The sequence below is a fragment of the Methanosaeta sp. UBA356 genome (genome assembly GCF_002496465.1).
GTDB lineage: Archaea > Halobacteriota > Methanosarcinia > Methanotrichales > Methanotrichaceae > Methanothrix > Methanothrix soehngenii.
In genome coordinates this window covers 1-21381 of sequence record NZ_DAKC01000076.1, presented here as the reverse complement: position 1 = coordinate 21381, position 21381 = coordinate 1, and the positions used below count along the sequence as shown (strand labels likewise).

Annotated in this window: 21 protein-coding genes; 6 read left to right on the top strand and 15 right to left on the bottom strand. The window is 52.4% G+C overall.

What is annotated here, in order from left to right; all coding sequences use genetic code 11:
• Positions 1-48: 48 nt before the first annotated feature.
• The 6 genes from BP727_RS06670 to BP727_RS06645 all read right to left on the bottom strand — a co-directional run bounded on the left by BP727_RS06670 (position 49) and on the right by BP727_RS06645 (position 3739).
• Positions 49-459 carry a type II toxin-antitoxin system VapC family toxin gene (locus tag BP727_RS06670; protein WP_013719410.1) on the bottom strand — a complete coding sequence of 137 codons (411 nt, stop codon included), beginning with the start codon at positions 457-459 and terminating at the stop codon, positions 49-51.
• Positions 449-676: a hypothetical protein gene (locus BP727_RS06665; protein ID WP_157863721.1), complete on the bottom strand. Its 228-nt coding sequence runs from the start codon at positions 674-676 to the stop codon at positions 449-451. Before BP727_RS06665 ends, BP727_RS06670 begins: the two co-directional genes overlap by 11 nt.
• A 527-nt stretch (positions 677-1203) precedes the next feature.
• Positions 1204-1776, bottom strand: a complete 573-nt coding sequence (locus BP727_RS06660; RefSeq protein ID WP_052297541.1) for an isochorismatase family protein — start codon at positions 1774-1776, stop codon at positions 1204-1206.
• Positions 1777-2144: 368 nt separating this feature from the next.
• Positions 2145-2786 (bottom strand): peroxiredoxin, encoded by a 642-nt coding sequence (locus tag BP727_RS06655; RefSeq protein WP_013719413.1) that lies wholly within the window; start codon positions 2784-2786, stop codon positions 2145-2147.
• Positions 2787-3193: 407 nt separating this feature from the next.
• Entirely contained in the window at positions 3194-3565 is a 372-nt protein-coding gene (locus tag BP727_RS06650) for a type II toxin-antitoxin system RelE family toxin (RefSeq protein ID WP_013719414.1), read from the bottom strand.
• Between the two features lie 21 nt (positions 3566-3586).
• The gene (locus BP727_RS06645) at positions 3587-3739 is read right to left on the bottom strand and encodes a hypothetical protein (RefSeq protein ID WP_157863722.1); all 153 of its coding nucleotides are present in this window, start codon (positions 3737-3739) and stop codon (positions 3587-3589) included.
• A gap of 536 nt (positions 3740-4275) precedes the next feature.
• Between BP727_RS06645 and BP727_RS06640 the strand changes: the two genes are divergently transcribed.
• A complete protein-coding gene (locus BP727_RS06640; protein WP_286857968.1) occupies positions 4276-6834 on the top strand; it encodes a cation-translocating P-type ATPase in 2559 nt (852 codons plus the stop codon).
• A gap of 66 nt (positions 6835-6900) precedes the next feature.
• On the opposite strand, the gene BP727_RS06635 is transcribed toward BP727_RS06640, so the two are convergent.
• From BP727_RS06635 to BP727_RS06595, 9 genes are all read right to left on the bottom strand, one after another.
• On the bottom strand, positions 6901-7323 hold the full coding sequence (locus tag BP727_RS06635) for an ester cyclase (protein ID WP_013719417.1): 423 nt from the start codon (positions 7321-7323) through the stop codon (positions 6901-6903).
• Between the two features lie 39 nt (positions 7324-7362).
• Positions 7363-8319, bottom strand: coding sequence for a tetratricopeptide repeat protein (locus BP727_RS06630; protein WP_286857966.1), 957 nt, complete (start codon positions 8317-8319; stop codon positions 7363-7365).
• Positions 8320-8487: 168 nt separating this feature from the next.
• Positions 8488-9696 (bottom strand): SufB/SufD family protein, encoded by a 1209-nt coding sequence (locus BP727_RS06625; RefSeq protein WP_273278136.1) that lies wholly within the window; start codon positions 9694-9696, stop codon positions 8488-8490.
• Positions 9684-10418: an ABC transporter ATP-binding protein gene (locus BP727_RS06620; RefSeq protein WP_202795791.1), complete on the bottom strand. Its 735-nt coding sequence runs from the start codon at positions 10416-10418 to the stop codon at positions 9684-9686. Before BP727_RS06620 ends, BP727_RS06625 begins: the two co-directional genes overlap by 13 nt.
• Positions 10419-10495: 77 nt before the next feature.
• On the bottom strand, positions 10496-11137 hold the full coding sequence (locus tag BP727_RS06615) for a hypothetical protein (protein ID WP_286857964.1): 642 nt from the start codon (positions 11135-11137) through the stop codon (positions 10496-10498).
• 6 nt (positions 11138-11143) lie between these two features.
• On the bottom strand, positions 11144-12427 hold the full coding sequence (lysA, locus tag BP727_RS06610; protein ID WP_286857962.1) for a diaminopimelate decarboxylase: 1284 nt from the start codon (positions 12425-12427) through the stop codon (positions 11144-11146).
• Between the two features lie 131 nt (positions 12428-12558).
• The gene (locus BP727_RS06605) at positions 12559-14058 is read right to left on the bottom strand and encodes a mechanosensitive ion channel (RefSeq protein WP_286857959.1); all 1500 of its coding nucleotides are present in this window, start codon (positions 14056-14058) and stop codon (positions 12559-12561) included.
• Positions 14059-14340: 282 nt separating this feature from the next.
• A complete protein-coding gene (locus BP727_RS06600) occupies positions 14341-14469 on the bottom strand; it encodes a hypothetical protein (protein ID WP_269798786.1) in 129 nt (42 codons plus the stop codon).
• 50 nt (positions 14470-14519) lie between these two features.
• A complete protein-coding gene (locus tag BP727_RS06595; RefSeq protein ID WP_273278139.1) occupies positions 14520-15890 on the bottom strand; it encodes an MBL fold metallo-hydrolase RNA specificity domain-containing protein in 1371 nt (456 codons plus the stop codon).
• A 113-nt stretch (positions 15891-16003) separates the two neighbouring features.
• Here BP727_RS06595 and BP727_RS06590 point away from each other — a divergent pair, with 113 nt between their 5' ends.
• The 5 genes from BP727_RS06590 to BP727_RS06570 all read left to right on the top strand — a co-directional run bounded on the left by BP727_RS06590 (position 16004) and on the right by BP727_RS06570 (position 20970).
• A complete protein-coding gene (locus BP727_RS06590) occupies positions 16004-18331 on the top strand; it encodes an efflux RND transporter permease subunit (protein WP_273278140.1) in 2328 nt (775 codons plus the stop codon).
• Positions 18321-19373 carry a COG1361 S-layer family protein gene (locus BP727_RS06585; protein ID WP_273278141.1) on the top strand — a complete coding sequence of 351 codons (1053 nt, stop codon included), beginning with the start codon at positions 18321-18323 and terminating at the stop codon, positions 19371-19373. Before BP727_RS06590 ends, BP727_RS06585 begins: the two co-directional genes overlap by 11 nt.
• 29 nt (positions 19374-19402) lie before the next feature.
• Entirely contained in the window at positions 19403-19798 is a 396-nt protein-coding gene (locus BP727_RS06580) for an RDD family protein (RefSeq protein ID WP_273278142.1), read from the top strand.
• A gap of 5 nt (positions 19799-19803) precedes the next feature.
• Positions 19804-20544 carry a 4Fe-4S binding protein gene (locus BP727_RS06575; protein ID WP_013719433.1) on the top strand — a complete coding sequence of 247 codons (741 nt, stop codon included), beginning with the start codon at positions 19804-19806 and terminating at the stop codon, positions 20542-20544.
• 87 nt (positions 20545-20631) lie between these two features.
• On the top strand, positions 20632-20970 hold the full coding sequence (locus BP727_RS06570; protein ID WP_013719434.1) for a cupin domain-containing protein: 339 nt from the start codon (positions 20632-20634) through the stop codon (positions 20968-20970).
• The last annotated feature ends 411 nt before the right edge of the window (positions 20971-21381 follow it).

Here is a 21381-nt window from a genome sequence, read left to right as displayed (position 1 = left end):
CGGCATCCTTGAACAATTTGCAGAGAAGCAACTCTGCAGTTCCGCCTCCTAGATTAGCTGCACATTCTTGGTCAATTTTGCCCTTTCATACAGCTTTCTATCCAGCGTCAAGAGTGGCACTTGGCTTTCCTCAGCCGCAGCCAGAAAGAGTGAGTCGTAGAAAGCAGTCTTGGCCTCTAAAGAGATGATGTATGCCTCCATGGTCAGATCCTCAGCCCGGATGAGTTCACACGCCTCTGAGATGAAACTCTGGCATTTCTTAAAGGCCGCTAATGTCAGGTCTTTATCCCCACCACAGAAGGCGACTTGCTTGCTGGCCACATTCCCAACCTCAGCAATAGCAAGATCCAGGGTGATCAAGTCGGATTTTGCAGCTGCTTGTATTGCCCGCGTTGAAGCATCTTCTCTAAAGAACATAGCAGCGATTACACTTGAATCAAGGACCACCTTATCTGGCATCTCGATCCTCCCTGATCATCTCTGCCGCCCCAATTTTATTAGGAATTTGGTCCTCCCATAGCTCTTTTGCCTCCGCCAATAGCTTCTGCTTCTTCTTCTCCCGGACTATCCTCTCCACTGACTGTCTGATCTCGACCTGCCAGTTGACGTCATTCATCTCATCCATCATCCGGCGAACACGATCATCTATCCGGATGCTGTAAACATTAGTTGACATAATACTTATGTTTACAATTTTTATATATGAAACTGTCGATGAGGATCTGTGAGCTAATTTCCTTCATGCCCTTGCGACCCTGGTAAGGCCCGAAGGCATAGGAGCACTGGCGCTCTTACCCCCTGCATCCCGCATCCCACTGCCGCCCGGCCACAGACCACATGGCTCCCTTCCACCATTCGCCCTCCTGCCCCCCTGTGGCAGCCCCACATGCATGCGTAGCGCCCGCACGCGTGCGTGCAGCGGCCATGCGGGCAAGCTGGTGGTGGACCTGAGGCCTTTTGTGATCAAGGTTATATCTTCAGGGGCCTCCGGAGAGGGGATTTTCGGCCTGCGGCAGCATTTTCAGTATAAATCCCGAGCCCCCGTTTGCCCCCTCAGTAGATTCAACGGAAAAAATCAGGCCGATAGATTATACGGCAAATGCCCTGGATTTCTAAGTGCTCCTGTAGCTTGTATACAGCAAATGAACCACCAGATAAATGAAGGGCTAGAAAAAAGGCGACAATTGTTTTAGTCCCCATTTCTCATTCAGATCTGGCCAGTAGATCTGCGCTGTATATCACTTTTATGCCTGCATCTCTTATCTTGGCCATTGTTTCTTCCAACTGGTCGTGATACGCGGGTTTGGTCGCATCAAGAACGATGTAAGTATCAAAACCCAGGGCTATTGCGCTTACGGCGGTTTCGTAGACACATACATCAAGGACAAAGCCCGTGATATAGACCCTCCTGATATTATCGGCCCTGAGCATGGCCTCTAGGTGCGAATTTTCGAACACACTATAAGCATCATCATCTCTTTCCACGCCTTTGTGGATTATCGTCCGGATATTCCTTTGGTCTAATGAGAAATGGAATTCTGCACCAATCGTGCCGGCGATGCAGTGCATCGGCCATTTAGCAAAACTGCAATGGTCTGGCGGGTGCCAATCTTTGCTGGCAATAACATACCGAAATCTCGGAATGATTTTGTTGATTACCGTGATCGCTTCGCTTGCGTTTTGCGCAGGCAATGCACCACCTTCTGTAAAATCGTTTTGCGGTTCCACAACGATCAAAGCCGCATCATTGCTTATTCCTCCATGCATATCATCCATTGAGGAATGGCCATATAAGAGGATTCTGATTAACCTAAGGTCGATGGTCCCCAACGAACTCTGTTAATATTTTGACGCTTTCGCTCTAATTTTCCCTGTTCTTGCCCCCTGAATCTCTTATTTTCATCAGATTTTTCATATTTTTTCGACAGCTACCGCTATGCCTGCAAGCAGGTGTGGACCTGAGGCCTTTTGTGATCAAGTCTCAAGAGAAGTAGTTTATGCAGCAATAATCGACTGGAATCCTGTTAATTCATCAAACCTCATTATCGGTGATGGCTCAGCGATGATGATGGTGCCGAAGAATTAGGCGGCGTATCCGGCAGAAGAAATATGGGCTTTGCGTTCTGCAAAGCCATTTGGGATTGTCAATAGGGTACTTCCTTATAGCATAGCCACCAATCAAAGCAAGTCATGTTATTGCCTGTGACTCGTGTAGCCTTTGTTGTCTCGTTCGTCGGTGGCGGTATTATTACGCCATCGGCTATGAGTTCGTTATTTGGCCAGTTAGCAGGCATAGCTACCCGGTTCTGATCTGCAACCTGGAGAGCTCTGACGGTCCTCAGAATCTCATCCATATTCCTGCCAACTTCCTGCGGATAATAAAGAATCGTCCTAATGGTTCCACTGGGATCTATGATAAACACTGCTCTGACCGTGTTGCTTCCTTTAGCAGGGTGGATCATGCCCAACTGTTTGGCAACACGCCCTGTGCCATCAGCTATTATTGGAAAAGTTATGTTCGTCTTTAAGGTATCGTTGATCCATTCGACCCACTTCATATGGGCCTGGACCTGGTCTATAGAAAGCCCTATCAACTCGGTGTTGTTCTCCCTGAACTGCTCGTGCCTCTTGGCAAAGGCCACAAACTCCGTTGTGCATACAGGTGTAAAATCTCCAGGATGACTGAAGAGAATGAACCATTTGCCGGCGTATGCATCGGGCAGTTCCATCGTTCCCGCAGTAGTCTGTACCGTCATATCGGGAAACCTGTCTCCCAGCAGGGGCATCCCTTGAGTAGCATTATCTGTAGATATCGCCGGTGTCGCCAGGATACTCAATAGAACCAGCGATAAGGCAGATGATGTTAAAATTCTGCTCATTCAACTAACCTCCATGTTTAAAGATGTATCCCTTTTCCAAGAGTTAAATACTTTGGCACGTGATAGGAATCGAATTCAAAAAAAGAGGATTCCGATTAACTTAGGGTCGATGGTCCCCATAACGAACTCCGTCAATATTTTCAATTTATAGCTTAGAGGATGGCCCCCCGTGCATACAAGCGCCCGCCCGCGCGCTGCCGGCCATGCGGGCAACCCCCGGGAAGATGCCCGAAAATCCAACCTCGGAGCGTTTTCACCGATAGACCTTGCAGATGACAAGAAGTATAGAGAACAGAAGTTAGGTGATATCGCCTCTACTTACCTATCGATTTTACAAAGGCCACAAGCTCTTCAGAGGTAACGCCTACCTTTGCGAGTGTTGCTAGCAGCCCTTCATCTTCAGTAAGAGCTTTTGCTATTTCATAGGCTGCAGCATACGCTTTATCATGATGATCTACATGTACAAAAACGATGAAATCGCCGAATACGCCGTAAATAATCACAAAAGGATCTACATGGTCGCCTCTAAGGCCCTTCAAGTTGTGGCTTTTGGGTTCTCCTATTTCGGGATTTTCACATATCGCTTTGATCTTCTTCCCAAACCTTTGCTCCAAAGCAGCATCCTTTTTCGTCAGCTTCTTGAATTGCTTATGAAAATGACTTGGAAGGAGGGGCCTAAATGCCATGAAGGATCAAAATTGGATAAATCAGGGTTTTAGCAGGTAGGCCAATAGCTCATCGGCATCCTTGAAGACCTTACAGCGGCCCTCAGCAAAATCCTCCAGGCCTTCTCTGATGCCCTCGATGAACTCTTTGCCTGTCTCAGAGTTAGCCTTTACAGGATTAACGACAGGTGACATCAAATTTTTGACCTCCAGGTTATCTGAGCAAACCAACTGATCACGCCTCCGTCAGATATGTTATGGCTGTGTTGATAAAAACCTTTGCACTTCCATCGCCCTCCTGCCCCCCCGTTGGGCATCCCCGCGTGCATGCAAGCGCCCGTCCGCGCACTGCGGCCATATGAGCAATTCGGATGTATGATAAACGAAGCTATCGTTGGGAGTTATCATAGCAAGATCAGAACGATGTTAATGAGCAGACGCATAAGTCCTCTCTGGCTCCCGTCGAGGAGATCCAATAATCTCTATCGATTTTAGCTTCTTTCAAAACCGCATTAGGAGCCGAACCCAATATCTTTGCCTTTGTGCATATTGGGTCTGATAACCCGAGTCATGCCTCGAATCATATAATCATGGCCCGAGCTTTGAAAGGCCCTCGAATCCTCAACTGGCTGATCATCTCTTAACCGAAGACCAATGGATTGATATCTATCTCTTCACCCAGGGTTAACAACGAAAATACCCGGACTATTGTACAGGAAGAGGTTGCGTTATTGGCTGATGATTTTGATATAAAAACCGCTGGAGGCCTCACCGAAGCCGAGGCCGCAAAACTGCTAAAAGAAGTAGGCTACAACGAGCTACCCTCAACCAAACCCCGCAGCGCCTTCGCCATTGCCTTTGAAGTTGTCAAGGAGCCTATGTTCCTGCTCCTGGTAGCGGGCGGGCTGGTTTATTTTTTGCTTGGAGATCTCCAAGAGGCCCTGATACTAATGGGCTCTGTCCTGGTTGTTATGGGCATCACTTTCTATCAGGAACGCAAGACAGAGCGGGCCCTGGAGGCCTTGCGAGACATGTCTAGCCCGCGTGCACTGGTAATCCGGGATGGTGTGGAGAAGCGGATAGCCGGAAGGGATGTAGTCCCGGGAGATCTGATTGTTCTTGCAGAAGGCGACCGCGTGCCTGCGGATGCAGTTTTGCTGAGCTGCACCAATCTTTCCGCAGATGAATCCCTTCTCACAGGTGAATCGGTCTCTGTCCGGAAGGTATGCTCTGAGACCGACTCGCCTGTGATGGCCAGACCGGGTGGAGATGATCTGCCATTCGTCTACTCTGGAAGCCTGGTTGTGCAGGGCCAGGGGGTGGCAGTGGCCAGGGCTACGGGAATAAACACCGAGATCGGCAAGATTGGAAGAGCTTTGGAGCAGGTCAAGTCCAAGGAGACGGCCCTTCAGAAAGAGACCAACCTGCTGGTACGCAACCTGGCGTTGCTCGGTTTGGGCCTGTGTCTACTGGTAGTAGTTGCCTATGGCATAACCAGAGGCAACTGGCTGCAAGGAGTACTGGCGGGCATAACCACCGCCATGGCCGTGCTGCCCGAAGAGTTCCCCGTGGTCTTGACAGTATTTCTGGCGCTGGGAGCGTGGAGAATCTCTCAGAATAACGTCTTAACCCGGCGTGTTCCGGCGGTAGAGACCCTAGGTTCTGCCACTGTGCTCTGCACGGACAAGACTGGTACCTTGACTCTTAACCGCATGAAGGTGAAAAAGATATTCGCCAGCGGCCAATCAGTCGAGCTGGATGACGGCAGAGACAATCTGCCTGAGGCCATTCATGAGGTGGTTGAGTTTTCCATTCTGGCCAGTCAGATGGATCCCTTCGATCCCATGGAGAAGGCCTTCAAAAAGCTGGGCGAGGACTACCTGGCCAAAACTGAGCACATCCACAGGGACTGGGAGCTGGTTCGAGAGTATCCATTATCAAAGAAGTTGCTGGCCATGTCCCGCGTCTGGAGATCGTCTTCGGGAAATGAGTATGTGATCGCTGCCAAGGGTGCGCCTGAAGCTATTGCAGAACTATGCCACATCGATCCGGATCGGGAAAAAGAACTATCCAATAACATCCAGACCATGGCCAATGAGGGCATGCGCGTATTAGGTGTAGCCAAGGCCTCATTCCAAAAGACCGATCTGCCCGATGGACAGCACGACTTCGAGTTTGAATTTCTGGGCTTGATAGGAATGGAAGACCCGGTGCGGCCAGGCGTTCCTGAGGCGATTAAGGAATGCTATTCTGCCGGGATTCGAGTGGTGATGATAACTGGAGACTATCCAGGAACTGCTCAGGCTATAGCCAGGCAAATTGGCCTGCCAACAGATAAGGTCATCACCGGTCCTGAACTGGCAATACTGAGCGATCAAGAACTTCAGGAGAAGGTCCGAGATATCTGCCTCTTCTCTCGCGTTGTACCGGAACAGAAGCTGAGGCTTGTCAAAGCCCTAAAGGCCAATGGAGAGGTCGTGGCCATGACAGGCGACGGGGTGAACGATGCACCCGCCCTAAAAGCTGCCGATATCGGAATAGCCATGGGAGGCAGGGGCACAGACGTGGCCCGCGAGTCAGCATCTCTGGTGCTTTTGGACGACGACTTCTCGTCCATTGTCAAGGCGATAAAATCAGGCCGCAGGATATTTGATAATATCAAGAAGGCCATGGCCTACATTCTGGCCATACATGTGCCTATTGCGGGCATTTCGCTTATTCCCGTGCTCCTGGGATGGCCGTTGATATTTTTCCCGGTTCATGTAGTCTTCCTGGAGCTTATCATAGATCCTGCCTGCTCAATTGCCTTTGAGGCCGAGCCTGAGGAGGCAGATGTGATGGACCGGCCGCCCAGAGATCCAAATGCGCCTCTGTTTAGCAGTCATGCATTGGGGCTCAGTCTGCTTCAAGGCTTGAGCGTTCTGGTCATAGTCATGGCAGTTTTCACCGTCTCACTCTATCGTGGTCAGGGTGAGGCCGAAGCCAGGGCACTGACTTATACCACCCTCATTTTTGCTAATCTGGCCCTTATTCTGGCAAATAGATCCTGGACCAGGACCATCCTGGAGACAATGAGCACCCCCAATCCTGCCCTTTGGTGGGTGGTGGGAGGCGCCTTGGTCTTCCTGGCAATGGCGATATATGTTCCATTCCTTCGAGAGATATTCAGCTTTGCCTATCTGCATCTTATTGATATAGCCATTTGTTTTGCATCCGGGATAGCGAGCATTTTATGGTTTGAAGCGCTGAAGATCTTCAATGGCAGAAATCGGGATTCACGGCCACATTAGGAAACAACTGAAGGGTAGGTGAATCTCGCCGCGGGAAGGATGAACTTCCCGCCGGATCATCCACCCTTATTGCCCCAAGGGCGGCAAGATCCCTAGTTGTTGCATCAGCCCAAGCAGGTTGGCCTCACCCCAGAGCTCTGCGATCTTTCCGTTTTCTATCCGAAAGATTTCGATGCCTGTCATGGTTATGGATTTGCCTGTGGGCACTAAATCCATGAAAGCACCTTTGTGTATGCCGCGAGCTGTGAAGCGTGCAGCGACTTTGTCTTCCTCTGCCACCATATCCTCTACGGTAACATTCAGATGCTCGAAGGCTGACCTGCATGCTGTAATCACATCGTTCATCCCCTTAATTCCTGGAGCTGATGGAAGGGGTGTGTGCAGGGCAAAGTTTGGAGCCAGCAACTCATCTGCGGCTCTCAAGTCTCCCTTGGATGGTCCTTCCTCGAAAAAGCGAAGTACAATGCGTTTGTTATCCTCTATTGACATCGATTATCGTCTCCTATTTTTTCTGCAAGAGTTTCGGCTTTAGACGAATCCTTTTCCATAGAAGTCAGTAATGTCAAAGTATATGGTGGCATTCTCTCCGGATGTAAGATGGACCTCCAGCACATCATAGGATCTGCCCTCTTCACCCTCGACCAGGTACTGAGATATGCGATCCCTGTCCACTGCATCCGTCCCGAACCTCTTTTCCAGATAATAATACTCTGAGCCTACCCCTTCAAGATCGGTTCTTGCATTCATAATGACTATGGCGTCCTCCATGGACTCTCCGCGGTTATCGCTGAAGCTGATATGGGCATAGCTCAGATCCCGATATGTGCTCCATGCCTCTTCTGCCTCCTGGGTCCTTCCCAGGCTGCGCAATGCCAGCGCCTTGCCATACCAGGACTGAGAGCTGTTGGGGTAGATGTCTACGGACTCTTCGAATGATTGCAGGGCCTCTTCATATCGGCCCAGCTCTCCCAGCGCATAACCCTTACTATCCCAGGGCCTGCTCCAGTTTCCATCGATGAGTATGGCCTGATCATAGCAGGTTATGGCCTCTTCATATCGACCCAATTCCTGGAGAGAATTGCCTTTGTCATACCATACGAATTTGTTCTCTGGATCTATCTGCAGGGATTGATCATAGGAAGCAAGAGAATCGTTCATCCTGCCAATATAGCTTTCATCTGTCGCCCTGGCATACCAGACGTCTGCATTCTTGTCATCGATCCGGATGGATTTATTATAGGACGAAATGGCCTCTTCGTATCTTTTCAGACCGCTGAGGGCCATCCCCCGGGCAAACCAGACGGTTGCATTCTCCGGGTCGACGGTGGTGGCGTTGTCAAATGACCTAAAAGCCTCTTTGAGGCTTCCGTTAACGTATTCTTCTGCTCCTTTGGTCAGCCAATACTCAATAGTACCCACATCACCCAATCCAGTCAGGCATAAAAGTGAGAGAATGGATACGGTGAGGAGAATTTCGGTTCGCATTGAAAACACCTGATATGTATTCCCCATCCCCCCTAATAAATATTTGCAGACGATTTGCGGCAAATTGCATGGCCTCTGATTCTCTATTCCCGGGATTGAGATTGAAGGAGAAGATCAGCGGGAATTTATCGAAAAAAAATACGAGAAAAGAAGCTAAAAAGGATATTTTCAGGATCCTTTCAGGTCCTCCCTCTGGGTGATATCCTTGATCTCTTTTTTCAGTTCCTCGGGCAGGCCCTTGATCTCCACATCCAAAAATCCCCGAACTATGACGCTGGTGGCCTGCTCAGAGGAGAGGCCCCGTGCCATCAGATATTCCAGCTCCTCCTCGGAGATTCTGCCCACTGCGGCCTCATGGGACATATCCAGGTCCCGGCAATGGCCATCGAGCTCCGGAATGGAGTAGATCCGCCCCTCATTGGAGAGGAGAAGGCCGACGCATTCCAGGTGAGCGCGCGCTCCGGGAACGGTTCCGGTCATCCTCCCCCGGGCGATGACATCCCCGCCCATGCAGACCACTCGGGAGATGGACTCGGCGCTGGTCTCAGGGGCGTTCAGGAACACATCGCTTCCCACATCGATATTGCCCATGGTGGAGTAGATCACTGTATTGAAGCTGGCCACCGCTCCCCGGCCGGCCAGATTGGCTGTGGGGAATGTCTGCAGGGTCTTGACCGGTCGGAGCATGATGTAGTTGTTGTACAGCGATCCACCCTCAGCGATGGTCACCCCGGTCCTCGGACGCACCTCAACCTCCTTTCCCCAGCTGTGCACCATGGTGAAGCTCACCTTGGCGTTCTTCTGGATATAGTACTCGGAGACGCCGATGTGCAGCCCCCTCTGAACATGGGCGGGGGTGGTGCAGCCGGTGATCACATGCAGCTCAGAGCCCTCCTCGGCGATGACGATGTTGTGCACCCGCTGGTTGAGATTGGTGGAGCCCAGATACAGGCAGCTTTTCACCGGAAAGATGGTCTTCATGTTCTTCTTGGCGCGGATGAAGAAGCCTGCCGGAGGGGCTTCGGCCACATCTGCCGTGTACTTGTCTGCGTCCGCGGCCACCAGCTTCCACCAGTAGTCCTGCAGGAAGTCGTACTTTTTCAGGGCAGAGGCGATATCCATGATCTCCACCCCTTCGTAGAGGGACTTGGCCACTACAGGGGTCTGATCCATCTGCACATAAGCCCCGGAGGATTCGTCATCCAGGGTCACGCCCACGTCCAGAGCTGCCTTCTTTACCACATTGGGCAGATCCAGTGCATCATCGACAGCGCTCTGGGGCTTGGCATCGGACTGGTAGCTCTCCAGGTTTATATCGGTACCAAAGAGCGCCTTCTTATCTCGCGCTTTGCGGGCCTTCTCCTCTATGCTTGACATGCGCACCCCGCACAACCCTCGTATCCGCTTTTCTTTATCTGCTCCAAGATCTCGCCCGGATTTCCGCTGCAGACGATCGCACCGCCCAGCATGACATGGGCCCGGTCTGCCTTCATATAATCCAGGATATGGCCGAAGTGGGTGATAATGATCCCCGATTTCGTCCGGTAGCTTGGTCGCTGATCCTTCTGAGTGAGCTGGTTTATGGCATCTCCTATGAGCTTGATGTTCTCCAGGTCCACCCCAGAATCGGGCTCATCCAGCATCACCAGGTCCGGCTGCTGGGCTAAAAGCTGAACCATCTCCGAGCGCTTGACCTCTCCGCCAGAAAAGCCGCGGTTAACATCCCTCTCCGCAAAGGCCTCAAAGTCCATCTTTTTGAGAATGGACTCGGTGTCTGCCTGGGGATTGATGATCGTGATCAGGTCTTTGAGCCTCAGGCCGCGAATGGCCGGCGGCCGCTGAAAGGCCATGCCTATTCCCAGGCGCGCCCGCTCGTCCATGGACATGTGAGTGATATCCTTTTCTTTAAATATAATGCGCCCTTTATCGATGGTGTACCTGGGAATACCGGCTATGACATTCAAGAGAGTGGTCTTGCCCGTCCCATTGGGGCCGAAGAGGGCATGGGTCTCACCACTGTTTATCCTAAGGTTGAAGTTCTTCAAAACCTGCTTACTGCCAATGCTGACCGACAGATCTTCAATCTCCAGCAGCCGCATCACCTCCAATTACCAGTTAAGTCTCTCTTTAGGATTATATTACCTTTTGCTGCAGTAGATGAGATGATCCAGAGAATTCAATCCAGAGCACCCTGTGCCACTGCCTCCAGCTCATCGATCGCCTGGCAGATGGATGCATAGCTCATCACCACTCTGCCTGCCACAGTATCCTGGCAGCCCAATAGCCTGCAGAGAGCGAGGTCATACCCCCCAGGATCGATCTTCCTCTTTTGCAGGTACTCGTGGCCCCAGGGGCCGGCCACCAGATACTTGTTAAGCGGATCGGAGGTGCTCGTATAGTGCTCCAGCATGCCCGCTGCGGGATCGTCCATCCGGTCGAAGCTCTTTTGCAGGGCAAGAGCCCTCTTCTCCAGAATTGTTCTGCTGGCCAGGCGGGGGCGCCGCACCAGCTCCTCCAGAGCCTGCAGCTGCGCAGAATCCAGGTTGCGGCGGGCAAAACCAATGGAGTTTTTCAGACCCCTGCCATAAGCCTGCTCTATGGCCGCTCTCCTCTTCTCCCAATCGTCATAGTTGGTATCCAGACTTCCCGTTCTCTTCTCCTCTAATGCTCTCAGAGCGGCTCGAGAGGAATCCAGGCTCCGGGTCACCGACTGCACATAGACCAATACCTTGCCCAGGCCCGAAGAGAACTGGCCCTGCAGCAGCGGCTCAATCATCCCTTTTATCCTATCTGCCGCAACCAACGGATCTGCCTTCATATTCCCCTACCACATCAGCCGGGATGGGATGGTCTGCCCGGCCAATAGAGCGCTCTCATCCTCTCTATGCCGGATGAGCTCCCAGCGGTCCTCAGAGACCATAACTTCTGCCGGTCTCGGCTGGCCGTTATACTGGGAAGCCATGGAGAAGCCATAGGCACCAGCATCCAGGAAGGCCAGGGTATCGCCCCGCACCAGGCGAGGGAGACGGCGGTCTCGGGCCAGCACATCGCCGGTCTCGCAGATCGGGCCGACGATGGTATAGGTCTCCTCTCCCTGCTCTTCCGCACGGTTGGCCGCCAGCACATGATGATAGGAGTCATAGAGCATGGGCCGGGCGAGGACGTTGAAGCCGGCGTCCACTGCCACGAAGTTGACATGCGCCCTCTTGACCACATTGACTCCCGTGAGCATGATAGTGCTGTCCGCCACTATGCTCCTGCCCGGCTCCAAAATGAGCTGAGGGAAGATTCCCATATCCCGGCAGCTATCCTGGATTACCGGCAAAATGGCCTTTGCCAGATCCGAGGGCAGGGGGGCAGGGCTGTCTGGCTGGTACTGGATGCCAAGGCCTCCCCCCAGGTCTATTCTTTCCACATTCCCGCCCTCTGCCATCACTGCCCTGGTGATGTCCATCATCCTTCCCGCTGCCTCGGCGAAGGGAGCGGTATCCAGAATCTGGCTGCCGATATGGCAGTGCAGTCCCACTGGCTTTACCCCTTCAAGCTCCATCGCCCTCTTATAGGTCCCGGCCACCTGCTCCGCGGGAATGCCGAACTTTGAGGATCTCAGGCCGGTGGCGATCTTGGGATGGGTTTTTGGCGATACATTGGGGTTGACCCGAAAGAGGATCTCAGCCTCTGAATCCAGGTTACGGGCGGTCCTGGCCAGGTGCTCCAGCTCTTCATTGGAGTCCACGGAGATGCGAACCCCTGCCTGGAGGGCAGCTACGTGATCCTTCTCGCTCTTGGAGTTGCCGTTGAAGAGGATCATATCCCTGGGAATGCCAGCCAGGCGAACCAGGGAAAGCTCCCCGGCAGAGAATATGTCTGCCCCCATTCCCTCCTGGGCGGCGACTTGCAGAATGGCCAGATTGCCATTGGCCTTCACCGCGAAATATTTCTCTGCATCGGGAAATGCTCTATGATAGCGGCGGATGTTCTCTCGCAGCCTCCTCTCGGAGGTGACGTACAGTGGAGTGCCCTCCTCCGCGGCCAGACGGCAGCAGTCGACGTCCTCGATGTAGAGGTGGTTGTCTATCGTGGTGAGATGATCTTTGGATCCAAACATAGAATCCCATGATCTCTTCTTGATTACTAAATCGTTTCTATTAAAAGCCCGGGTCATAATATCAAAAATCGTGGGAAAAGGGCAGGTTATGCCACTCTTTTCCCAGGATTCTCGTTCAATTTGAGGCAAGCTCATTTCATCGACTTCAACCACTTATCAATCTCTCTGGCGGCGATCTCCCTTCCACCCAGTCCGAACGCCAGGGCCACGGCCACAGCGATGGCGCCCAGCAGCAGTCCAAATGCCAGGTTGATGATCTCATTTGCCAGTCCCATGTGCCTCAGGGCCATGGCTCCGGAGAATATCAATACGGAAATCCTGGTCGCACCGGCAAGCATCTTCGCCTGGCTGGTGTTGCTGGCCATCACTGTGTCATAGGCCAGATTGGCCAGGTAAATGCCAGTGGCAAGTATCACCAGTCCCACCAGAACGCGGCCGGCGAAGACTATGAACTCATAGATCAGATCTGCCATCAGGGCGAAGTTGAGTATTCTGAATGCCTCTATCAGGGCAAAAAGCATTATTGCTACCAGCACCAGATAGCCTGCCACCTGGGAGGGCTTTCTCTCTCCTTCTGCCGGCTCCTTTCCCAGGCCCAGCCAGACCAGTATGGAGTCGAATCCCGCTGCCGCCAGGAGGTTTGTGACCAGCTCTGCCACAATCCTTCCCAGCACATAAGCGATGGCCAGGATCAAAATGGCTCCGAAGGCTGAGGGAAGGGCAGCTAGTATCTGGTTGAGCATATTGGATAAGGGCTGGGTGACGGATACCAGGTCCAGGGCCTGGAGGGCTGCCATGAGGACGGGGATCAGTATCAAGGCATAGACGATCAGGCCGATCAAGCCGGCCAGCCCTCGTTCTCCCAGAACCCGAGAAAGGCCCACCTTCTCGCTCAGCCTCTCCGAGCCGACTGCCAGCAGCAGGCCGGTGAGGATCTTTTGCACGATGCGGGCGAGAAACCAGCCGACGAGGAGGATAGCTGCTGCTGCCAGCAGATTGGGGAGGAAGCCAAGCATCTTGGCCATCATCACCTGCAGGGGCTCGAGAAGCCCGCCCAAAGAGAGTGCATTGAGGACCATGGGCAGGAAGAGGAGGAGCACAAGGTAGAATACTATCTCGGCAATGGTCTGGCTCAATGGCATCTCCTTTCTCTCCAGCCCGGCCTTGCTGCCTATGTCCTCATCGATGTTTGCAGATCGAAGAACTGTCAATACCACCCTCTTGAGAACCATCGCCAAGACGATAGCGACGATCGCTATCAATAGAGCGGCAAAGAGCTTGGGGATATAGGCGAAGACCACCGTTAGCATCTCGTTTAATGGCTGAGCAACCAGAGTTAGGCCCAGAGTCTCGAAAAATGCCACTATAACAAAAAACAGTAGAACATAATAAATTATCCGAGTAATCCATCGATTCGAGTCTATGGATCTGGCCCTTTCCTCGCCCACTGCCACCCGGGCTATTTTTTCATCCATTGCAGTGCGACGCAGCGCTTTGCCAATGAGAGAGCTGACAATCAAAGCTACGATCCACCCCACAACAAGGATGATCAAAGCACTAAAGATATTGGAACTCATAGGTCCAAAGATCTGAGTTACCTGATCGCTTATTCTCATAAGATCACCATTCATTTCAGATGCAAATTTCAAAGCCTGTTTGAGCAAAATGCTATTAACAATAATGTACAATACCATTACTTAAAGATAGTGGATGATTAGCGCCCGGATATTGGATCTCAAGAATAAAACCGGCACTTTAAGGACTAGTCTGTAATTAATTTTTACAAAAATGAGTGATATAAGCACCACACGAACTATGAATTTGGGGGAACACAATTCAGCATGCCGATTCAAAAAAATTGTGGAATGAGATCAAGCTCATAGAATTAGCATTTTCCAGCCAGTCTTTGGCCACTACCACTCCCATTTCGCGTCTGTTACCCCTTGCGACTTCAGCTTCTCCTTAAGCTTCTTGCCCTCGTCCTCAGTATCGAACTTCTGCTCAACCTTTTCTCCTTTCTTATTGGTATAGGTTACTTTCATCTTAGCACCCCATAGCTTATAATAGCCTCATTGATAAATAGGCTTTTGCCTTATAAGCTAAAGCTCTGATTCATCTTTGCAATGCTGACACGAGCGCCAAACTCGCTCCTGATGGCCTCAGCCAGTGTCTCTGCGGCACGCTCCTCCCCATGGTTGAGGAATACCTGGCCAGGAAAGCTCCGAAAAGCGCGCAGCCATTCCAGGATCTCGCTTCTGCCGGCATGAGCGGAGAATGCGTCCATCGATTCGATCCTTGCCCGTACATCGAACTCGTGGTTCATTATCTGCACGCTTTTTATGCCGTCAAGCATCCTTCGACCGAGGGTTCCCTCTGCCTGATAGCCGACGCACAGTATTGTGCTCTCCTTGCGCTCGATGTTCTGCATCAGGTGATGGAGCACCCTTCCACCGGTGCACATTCCGCTGGCTGAGATGACTATATGCGGTTCCTTCAGCTCATTTATCGCCTTTGACTTATCCCTGGAGAGGGCATACTCCATTCCCGGAAACTCCAGTGGGCTGTCACCCCTGCTTATGAGGCCGAGGGTCTCCTCATCGAAGCATTCCGGATGGCGGCGGTAGATCTCAGAGGCGGAGATGGCCATGGGGCTGTCTACGAAGCATTTCACCCCGGAGAGCTTGCCCGCTTCTGCAAAGGGATTCAGCTCATAGAGGATCTCCTGGGTCCTACCTATGGCGAATGCCGGGATTATCACATTCCCGCCTTGATCCACAGTCTCCAAAACGATATCAAATAGCCTTTTTCCCCGGTCAGGCATCCTCTCGTGATCCAGATCACCGTAGGTGGACTCGAGCACCAGCCAGTCGGCTTCGTCCACCCTTTGGGGATCACGGAGGATGGGGGTGTCCGGCCGGCCCAGGTCTCCGCTGAAGACCAGCCTCTTTTTGCCAATATCCATCTCAACAATAGTTGAGCCCAGGATATGGCCTGCATCACTGAATCGAACAGATATGTCCCCGATATTAAATCTCTTGGAGTAGTCTAAGGATCTAAACTGGCGCACTGCCCTTTCAGCATCCCCTCTGGTGTATAGAGGCGGGCGAGGAGGCCTTTTCATATCGCGGGCATGGCGGCGTTCCCTTTCCGCCGCCTCTTCCATCAGGTGGGCGGAGTCCTGGAGCATGATCTGGCAGAGGTCTCTTGTGGCATGGGTGCAGTAGACTGAGCCCTTGAATCCCTCGTTGATAAAAAGAGGAATCCTGCCGCTGTGGTCGACATGGGCATGGGTGAGAATCATCGCTTTCAGTCGATTGGGATCATGGCCAAAGCCATCCTGGTTCCGATCGGTATCGCCACCCTGAAATAGGCCTGCATCTATGCCGATTCGGAGATCCCGGGCGTGGAGGACCATATGCGAGCCTGTAACCCCTCCAGCCGCTCCATGGAACTCCAGCTTCATGCCCAAAGTGCGGGGGCTCATCCAAGATTAAGCTTCCGAATAGGACACAAAGCTTAAGTATATCGCAATAATTTGGTTCGTTCGAAAAAATCCGGATAGAGGGTTTCACTGCCATGGCTGACCTGGAGCGATTGGGAGAATGGATTACCGGCAATCCTGTGATAATCATCGTGGCAGCAGTTCTCCTGACACTGGTCTCACTTCACTATGCCCAGCAGATCGAGAGCCAGGGCATGACCACCGAGGCATTCGTCTCAAAAGACTCCGCCCTCTATCAGCTCTACGATCACCTCTACCTGGAAAACTTCGGCTCTGATGGCAATATGATACTCATCGAGGGCGATGACGTAGCAGGGGCCGAGGTTCTGTCTGCCATCCTGCGATTTTCAGATCATATGCATCAGGTGGAGCATGTTCTGGGCGTCCAGAGCGCAGCCGACTGGATAGCGGACGAGGAATACAAGAGGACGGGCATCCGGCAAATCCCCTCTCAGGAGAGGATTGACGAGATCCTGGCAAATTCAGGCACCTCCATTGCCCATCTGATGCCGGATCGCGGCCACACCCGAATCATCATTGGCATGCCCACCACCTCCACCCTAACCGAAGAGCAGCGAAACAAGCTCCTTCTGGAAATAGAGAAAGCAGTGGACTATGCAGAATTCCCCTCGGGATACGGCGTGACCATTACCGGCGACCCCTCCTTCCAGGCGGCAATCGTGCAGATGATGAACAGCACCAACGGCCAGATCCTCGCCCTGTGTGGCCTGCTGATGATAGTAGCCCTGCTGCTCTTTTTCCGGCATGTCAGGTGGTCGCTTCTCCCCTTGCCAGTGGTCTTACTGGGGATCGTCTGGACCCTGGGTGCCATGGGCCTCCTCCATATTCGCATGGGAATGACCACATTCGCCGCATTTCCCATCATGATAGGTATTGGCATAGACTATGCTATACAGTTTCATAACCGGATAGATGAGGAATTGTCTAAAGGCAAATCCGTTCTGCAAGCATCGACGAGAACGGTGAAATATGTGGCAATCCCGGTGCTCGTCGCCCTGACGGTAACGGAGGCGGGCTTCTTCTCCCTTCTCAGCTCCTCCGTCCCATCGACCCAGGACTTCGGAAAGATGTGCATGATCGGCCTGGTCATGTGCTACCTGTCCGCCCTTTTTGTGAACCTGACCATCCTTTATCAGTCCGAGAAGAGGTTGCCCCGAAAGAAGATGGCAGCAGCCCATTCTGAGAATGGCTCGCCAATTGGTGCTTTCATCGAGAGCACTGCCACCTTCTGCATTGAGAGGTGGAAGGCGGTGCTGGCACTGGCTTTACTTTTGGCCCTGGCGGGGAATTATGCTGACATTTTGGTCCCCATAGAGACGAATTCCCAGAACTATATCCCCGCGGACCTGCCGCCGCTGATCGACCTGAAGCATATGAAAGATGTCTATGGGGGAACGGACTCAATCAAGTTCCTGATCCAGGCCGATGATGTCACCGATCCTGAGAACCTCAAATGGATGGACGAGTTTGGCAGCTACCTTATGAGGTCCAGAGAGGACCGGACAGAGAGGGCCACCAGCATTGCCACCTATATCAAATCGGCCAATGGGGGAGAGCTGCCCGGCGACACCACCCGGGCCAGGGAGATCATCGCCTCTCTGCCTTCTTCAGTTAGCAGCGCATACCTCAACGGCCACAACCTGGCGATAATAGATGTGAATATAGGCAATGCCCAGCTCAACCTGGGAACGGAAGGGATGGAGCGTCTGGTCCGGTCCTATGAGGATGACCTGGCCTGGCATACCCCACCGCCCGGAGTTTCCGTCCGGATCACCGGCCAGCCGGTGCTGATGACCACGGTCATGGATGCCCTGACAGAGGGGAGGGTGGAGATGTCCCTGCTCGGCCTGTTCCTGATTTTCGTCCTGCTGCTGCTGATCTACCGGGACCTGATCCGGGCCCTCTTGCCAGTGCTGCCCATGCTGGTAGTGATAGGCTGGATGGGGCTGGTCATGTACTACGGCGGGCTGAAGTACACCCCCCTCACCGCCACACTGGGCGCTCTGGTCCTGGGGGTGGGTTCGGAGTACGCTATACTTATGATGGAGCGCTTCTATGAAGAGCTGGAGAATGTGGGCAATCCCATCGATGCCCTGAAGATCACAGCCAACCGCATAGGTTCTGCATTGGTGGCATCGGGGATGGCGGTCATCTTCGGCTTTGGCGCTCTGATCGCCTCTCCCTTCAACATAATCAGCAACTTCGGAGTGGTCACGGTGATGTCGGTCGTGCTCGCCTTGGTCACCACCTTCACCGTGTTCGTAGTCCTGGCCATTAGAATGGAAGTTCAGCGTGAAGTATTAGAGAATGCAAAACTGGAAATGAAGAGAGCAATTGCACTGATCAACAATCAAAGATGGAGAAGAATCAATGGAAATTAAGTATGCCATCGCCCTGGCCTCTATGTTCATCCTCCTGGCTCCGGTATTAGCCCAGAACACCTACATACCCCTGGAGCTTGGCGGGGACAATTACTATACCATGTACGGCAGTCCGGACATATCCGCGAGCATCTCCGGCACAGATGAGTTTAAGCGGGGGGATACCGTCACCCTTTATCTTGATCTGACCAACTACGGCAGGATCATAGGCTTCAAGCAGGACCAGATGCCCCAGAATTCCAAGGAGTATGCCCTCGCCAGCGCAGAGCTGGAGGAGGAGAACAAGAAGCCTACCGCTCTGGGGGTCACCGCCACCCTGATCTCCCAGGCCCCTCAGATCGAGGTGAAGTCAGGCGACCAGGTGGTCGAGTCGCTCAAGTCCGGGGACAAGACTCAGTCTCCTCTCAAGTTCACCATCAAGATAGGGGAGCATGCTCCGGCCGGAGAGTATCCACTCCACTTGAATATGACTTATGACTATCAGGATAACGTTCGGGTTTATGCCTCCAAGTTAGTAACCGAGGGGGGCACATCCACCTTCTCCAACTACCGGGTCTCTTATATTTACCAGAAGGCCAACCAGACAGTGCCCGTCACCATCCGGGTCAAGAAGCAGGCGGACTTCGTGATCCAGAACACCACTGCTGAGCTTTTAGCCGGGGGCAAGAAGCAGGAGATCCATGCCACCTACAAGAATATCGGCGAGGATCCCGTAAGGGATGCTGTAGCCAGGCTTTCCATCTTCAAGCCCTTCTCCTCCACCGATGATCAGGCCTTCATAGGAAATTTGGATCCGGGAAATGAGACCACTGTCCTCTTCCGGATGGACGTCGACTCCGATGCTACAGCAAAGGATTATGGCATAAGCAGCGAGATCAAGTATACTGATGTCAATGGAGACACAGTGATCTCTGAGAGCATGAAAATACCGGTAAAGGTTGAGCCTGCCGCCCAGTCTCTTCTTCTGCCAGCAGCTCTGGCGCTTATTATCTTGATTGCTGTTGGTGGCTATATCTACAAGAAGAGGCAGAAAAAGGTCTGAATCTCGCATAGCTGAAGGAGGAGACCGGATTGGATGAATTGGTGCTGGCCAGCTGGAGTGATCGCTTCTGGGCCTGGCTGATCGATGTTCTGCTCATGGGACTCATATGGCATAGAGTAGTCCTGGTCCTTGGGATCGATCCAATGCATCTGGACGCAATGCTGATGCTGTCCGGTCTGATTTTCGTCTACTGGACAGCGCTGGAGGGATACCGTGGGCAATCCCTGGGAAAGATGCTGCTCAATATCGTGGTGGTCGGCCCTTATGGAGAGGCCATCGGCTTTAGGGATTCGGCTCTGCAGTCCTTTGGCAAGGCCTTTCTCCTCCCCGTCGACTGCCTGATCGGCCTATTTGCCTTTCGGGGAAAGAGGCAGCGCCTCTTCAATAAGCTGTCGGACACCGTTGTCAAAAAGCAGGTTATATAAATTCTATGATTAAATTCCCGGCCAGACAAAAGATCAGGAGGGCGATGATCATCCTCTCTTTCGTGCTATTGCCCGCCACCTTTGTTTATATATCCTGTCCGGTAATTATCCGGGGTGCATCACAAGGAGTTGCCACTGGCGGCCTTATCGTATTCGTTCTCCTTTTCATCAGCTCGCTTCTTTTGGGCAGGCTGTGGTGCGGATGGCTCTGCCCAGGAGGGGGCTTGCAGGAAATTTATATTCTCCTAAATGATAAAAATGTTCGAACAGGGAGGATGAACCTGCTTAAATATCCGATATTCCTTTTCATACTTTTTATCCCACTCATCTCTGCAATTCGCTCTGCAGGAGGGCTGAAAACCATCGACCTCTTTTATTATACCGATCAGGGCATATCAATTGCACAACAGGGATCGTACACGATATTCTTTGTGCAGATCGCTTTTTTCACCGCCTTTGCCCTGCTAGCCGGCAAGCGTGCCTTTTGCCATTACTTCTGCCCGATCGCCGTGATTCTCATCACCGGAAGGAAGATCCGAGACCTCTTCCGCTGGCCTGCGCTGCAACTCTCATCCGATGCAGGCCGCTGTTCGAATTGCAGAAGGTGCTCGGCAACATGTCCCATGAGCCTTGATGTAAACCTCATGGTCCGTCAGGGGATCATGGAAAACAGCGAATGCATCCTCTGCGGCTGCTGTGTTGATGTCTGCTCGGAGAATGCGATTAGTTATTCATTTGGGAGGTGAATAGCGGTCGCATGATCTGGCGAATGCATGGGCCAAAGCCGCATACAGGGGAATGCTTATGCCAGATGGGGTGAATATAAGACACTTATGAAGATCGTGCAGGTCAAAGACGTATCCAGCAAGCCCAATCCCCATGGGGTGGATGCCCGGAGCATCAGCGATACCGAGAGCGCCCAGGTAGTGCATATAACCCTGCAGCCTGGTGAGTCATTGAAAAAGCACATCACTCCGGTGGATGTGATATTCTATGTCCTGGAAGGAGTTGGGGTGGTGGAGATCGGCGAGGAGAAAGCGGTTGCAGGGGCGGACACCTTGATTGAGAGCCCGGCAAAGATTCCCCACCGCTGGATGAACGAGAGCAATAGCGTCACTCGAATCCTGGTGGTCAAGACCCCCAGGCCACGCGAGGCCACCAGGCTGCTTTGAGATCTACCTGGACACCAGGGCAAGGGTATATGATTGGCTCCTCGCTGTTTGGTGTGGGTTCGTGCAAAAGTCACAGGAATTCGACATTTTTTCATGATCCTCTGTGCGCTCTGTGACTCTGAGGTTTTATTCCGTAACTACCACGTGTTTGAATATTCGGCTACGAATATTAACCGCAGAGACGCAGAGTTCGCAGAGACATGGAAATTTATCTTATTACCAGCACTTGAAAAAAATAGCATATTTCTGAGCAAATAGTCGTCTCCGTTCGTTCGTCCTCCGTGCGCTCTGCGCCTCTGCGGTTTTATTCCGTATTCCACCAGGATTAATTATCCTGCTACCCACTTGATACAGCGAAGAGCATCCTTTCTTTATCCTTTTTTCTCTCCTGAGGGTTTCGAAAAACTAATC

Excerpts from the sequence above, each read along its gene's own strand:
- BP727_RS06670 (WP_013719410.1), bottom strand. The coding sequence starts at position 459 with ATGCCAGATAAGGTGGTCCTTGATTCAAGTGTAATCGCTGCTATGTTC.
- BP727_RS06665 (WP_157863721.1), bottom strand. The coding sequence starts at position 676 with ATGTCAACTAATGTTTACAGCATCCGGATAGATGATCGTGTTCGCCGG.
- BP727_RS06660 (WP_052297541.1), bottom strand. The coding sequence starts at position 1,776 with ATGGATGATATGCATGGAGGAATAAGCAATGATGCGGCTTTGATCGTT.
- BP727_RS06655 (WP_013719413.1), bottom strand. The coding sequence starts at position 2,786 with ATGCCCCTGCTGGGAGACAGGTTTCCCGATATGACGGTACAGACTACT.
- BP727_RS06650 (WP_013719414.1), bottom strand. The coding sequence starts at position 3,565 with ATGGCATTTAGGCCCCTCCTTCCAAGTCATTTTCATAAGCAATTCAAG.
- BP727_RS06645 (WP_157863722.1), bottom strand. The coding sequence starts at position 3,739 with ATGTCACCTGTCGTTAATCCTGTAAAGGCTAACTCTGAGACAGGCAAA.
- BP727_RS06635 (WP_013719417.1), bottom strand. The coding sequence starts at position 7,323 with ATGTCAATAGAGGATAACAAACGCATTGTACTTCGCTTTTTCGAGGAA.
- BP727_RS06630 (WP_286857966.1), bottom strand. The coding sequence starts at position 8,319 with ATGCGAACCGAAATTCTCCTCACCGTATCCATTCTCTCACTTTTATGC.
- BP727_RS06625 (WP_273278136.1), bottom strand. The coding sequence starts at position 9,696 with ATGTCAAGCATAGAGGAGAAGGCCCGCAAAGCGCGAGATAAGAAGGCG.
- BP727_RS06620 (WP_202795791.1), bottom strand. The coding sequence starts at position 10,418 with ATGCGGCTGCTGGAGATTGAAGATCTGTCGGTCAGCATTGGCAGTAAG.
- BP727_RS06615 (WP_286857964.1), bottom strand. The coding sequence starts at position 11,137 with ATGAAGGCAGATCCGTTGGTTGCGGCAGATAGGATAAAAGGGATGATT.
- lysA (WP_286857962.1), bottom strand. The coding sequence starts at position 12,427 with ATGTTTGGATCCAAAGATCATCTCACCACGATAGACAACCACCTCTAC.
- BP727_RS06605 (WP_286857959.1), bottom strand. The coding sequence starts at position 14,058 with ATGAATGGTGATCTTATGAGAATAAGCGATCAGGTAACTCAGATCTTT.
- BP727_RS06600 (WP_269798786.1), bottom strand. The coding sequence starts at position 14,469 with ATGAAAGTAACCTATACCAATAAGAAAGGAGAAAAGGTTGAGCAGAAG.
- BP727_RS06595 (WP_273278139.1), bottom strand. The coding sequence starts at position 15,890 with ATGAAGCTGGAGTTCCATGGAGCGGCTGGAGGGGTTACAGGCTCGCAT.
- BP727_RS06590 (WP_273278140.1), top strand. The coding sequence starts at position 16,004 with ATGGCTGACCTGGAGCGATTGGGAGAATGGATTACCGGCAATCCTGTG.
- BP727_RS06585 (WP_273278141.1), top strand. The coding sequence starts at position 18,321 with ATGGAAATTAAGTATGCCATCGCCCTGGCCTCTATGTTCATCCTCCTG.
- BP727_RS06575 (WP_013719433.1), top strand. The coding sequence starts at position 19,804 with ATGATTAAATTCCCGGCCAGACAAAAGATCAGGAGGGCGATGATCATC.
- BP727_RS06570 (WP_013719434.1), top strand. The coding sequence starts at position 20,632 with ATGAAGATCGTGCAGGTCAAAGACGTATCCAGCAAGCCCAATCCCCAT.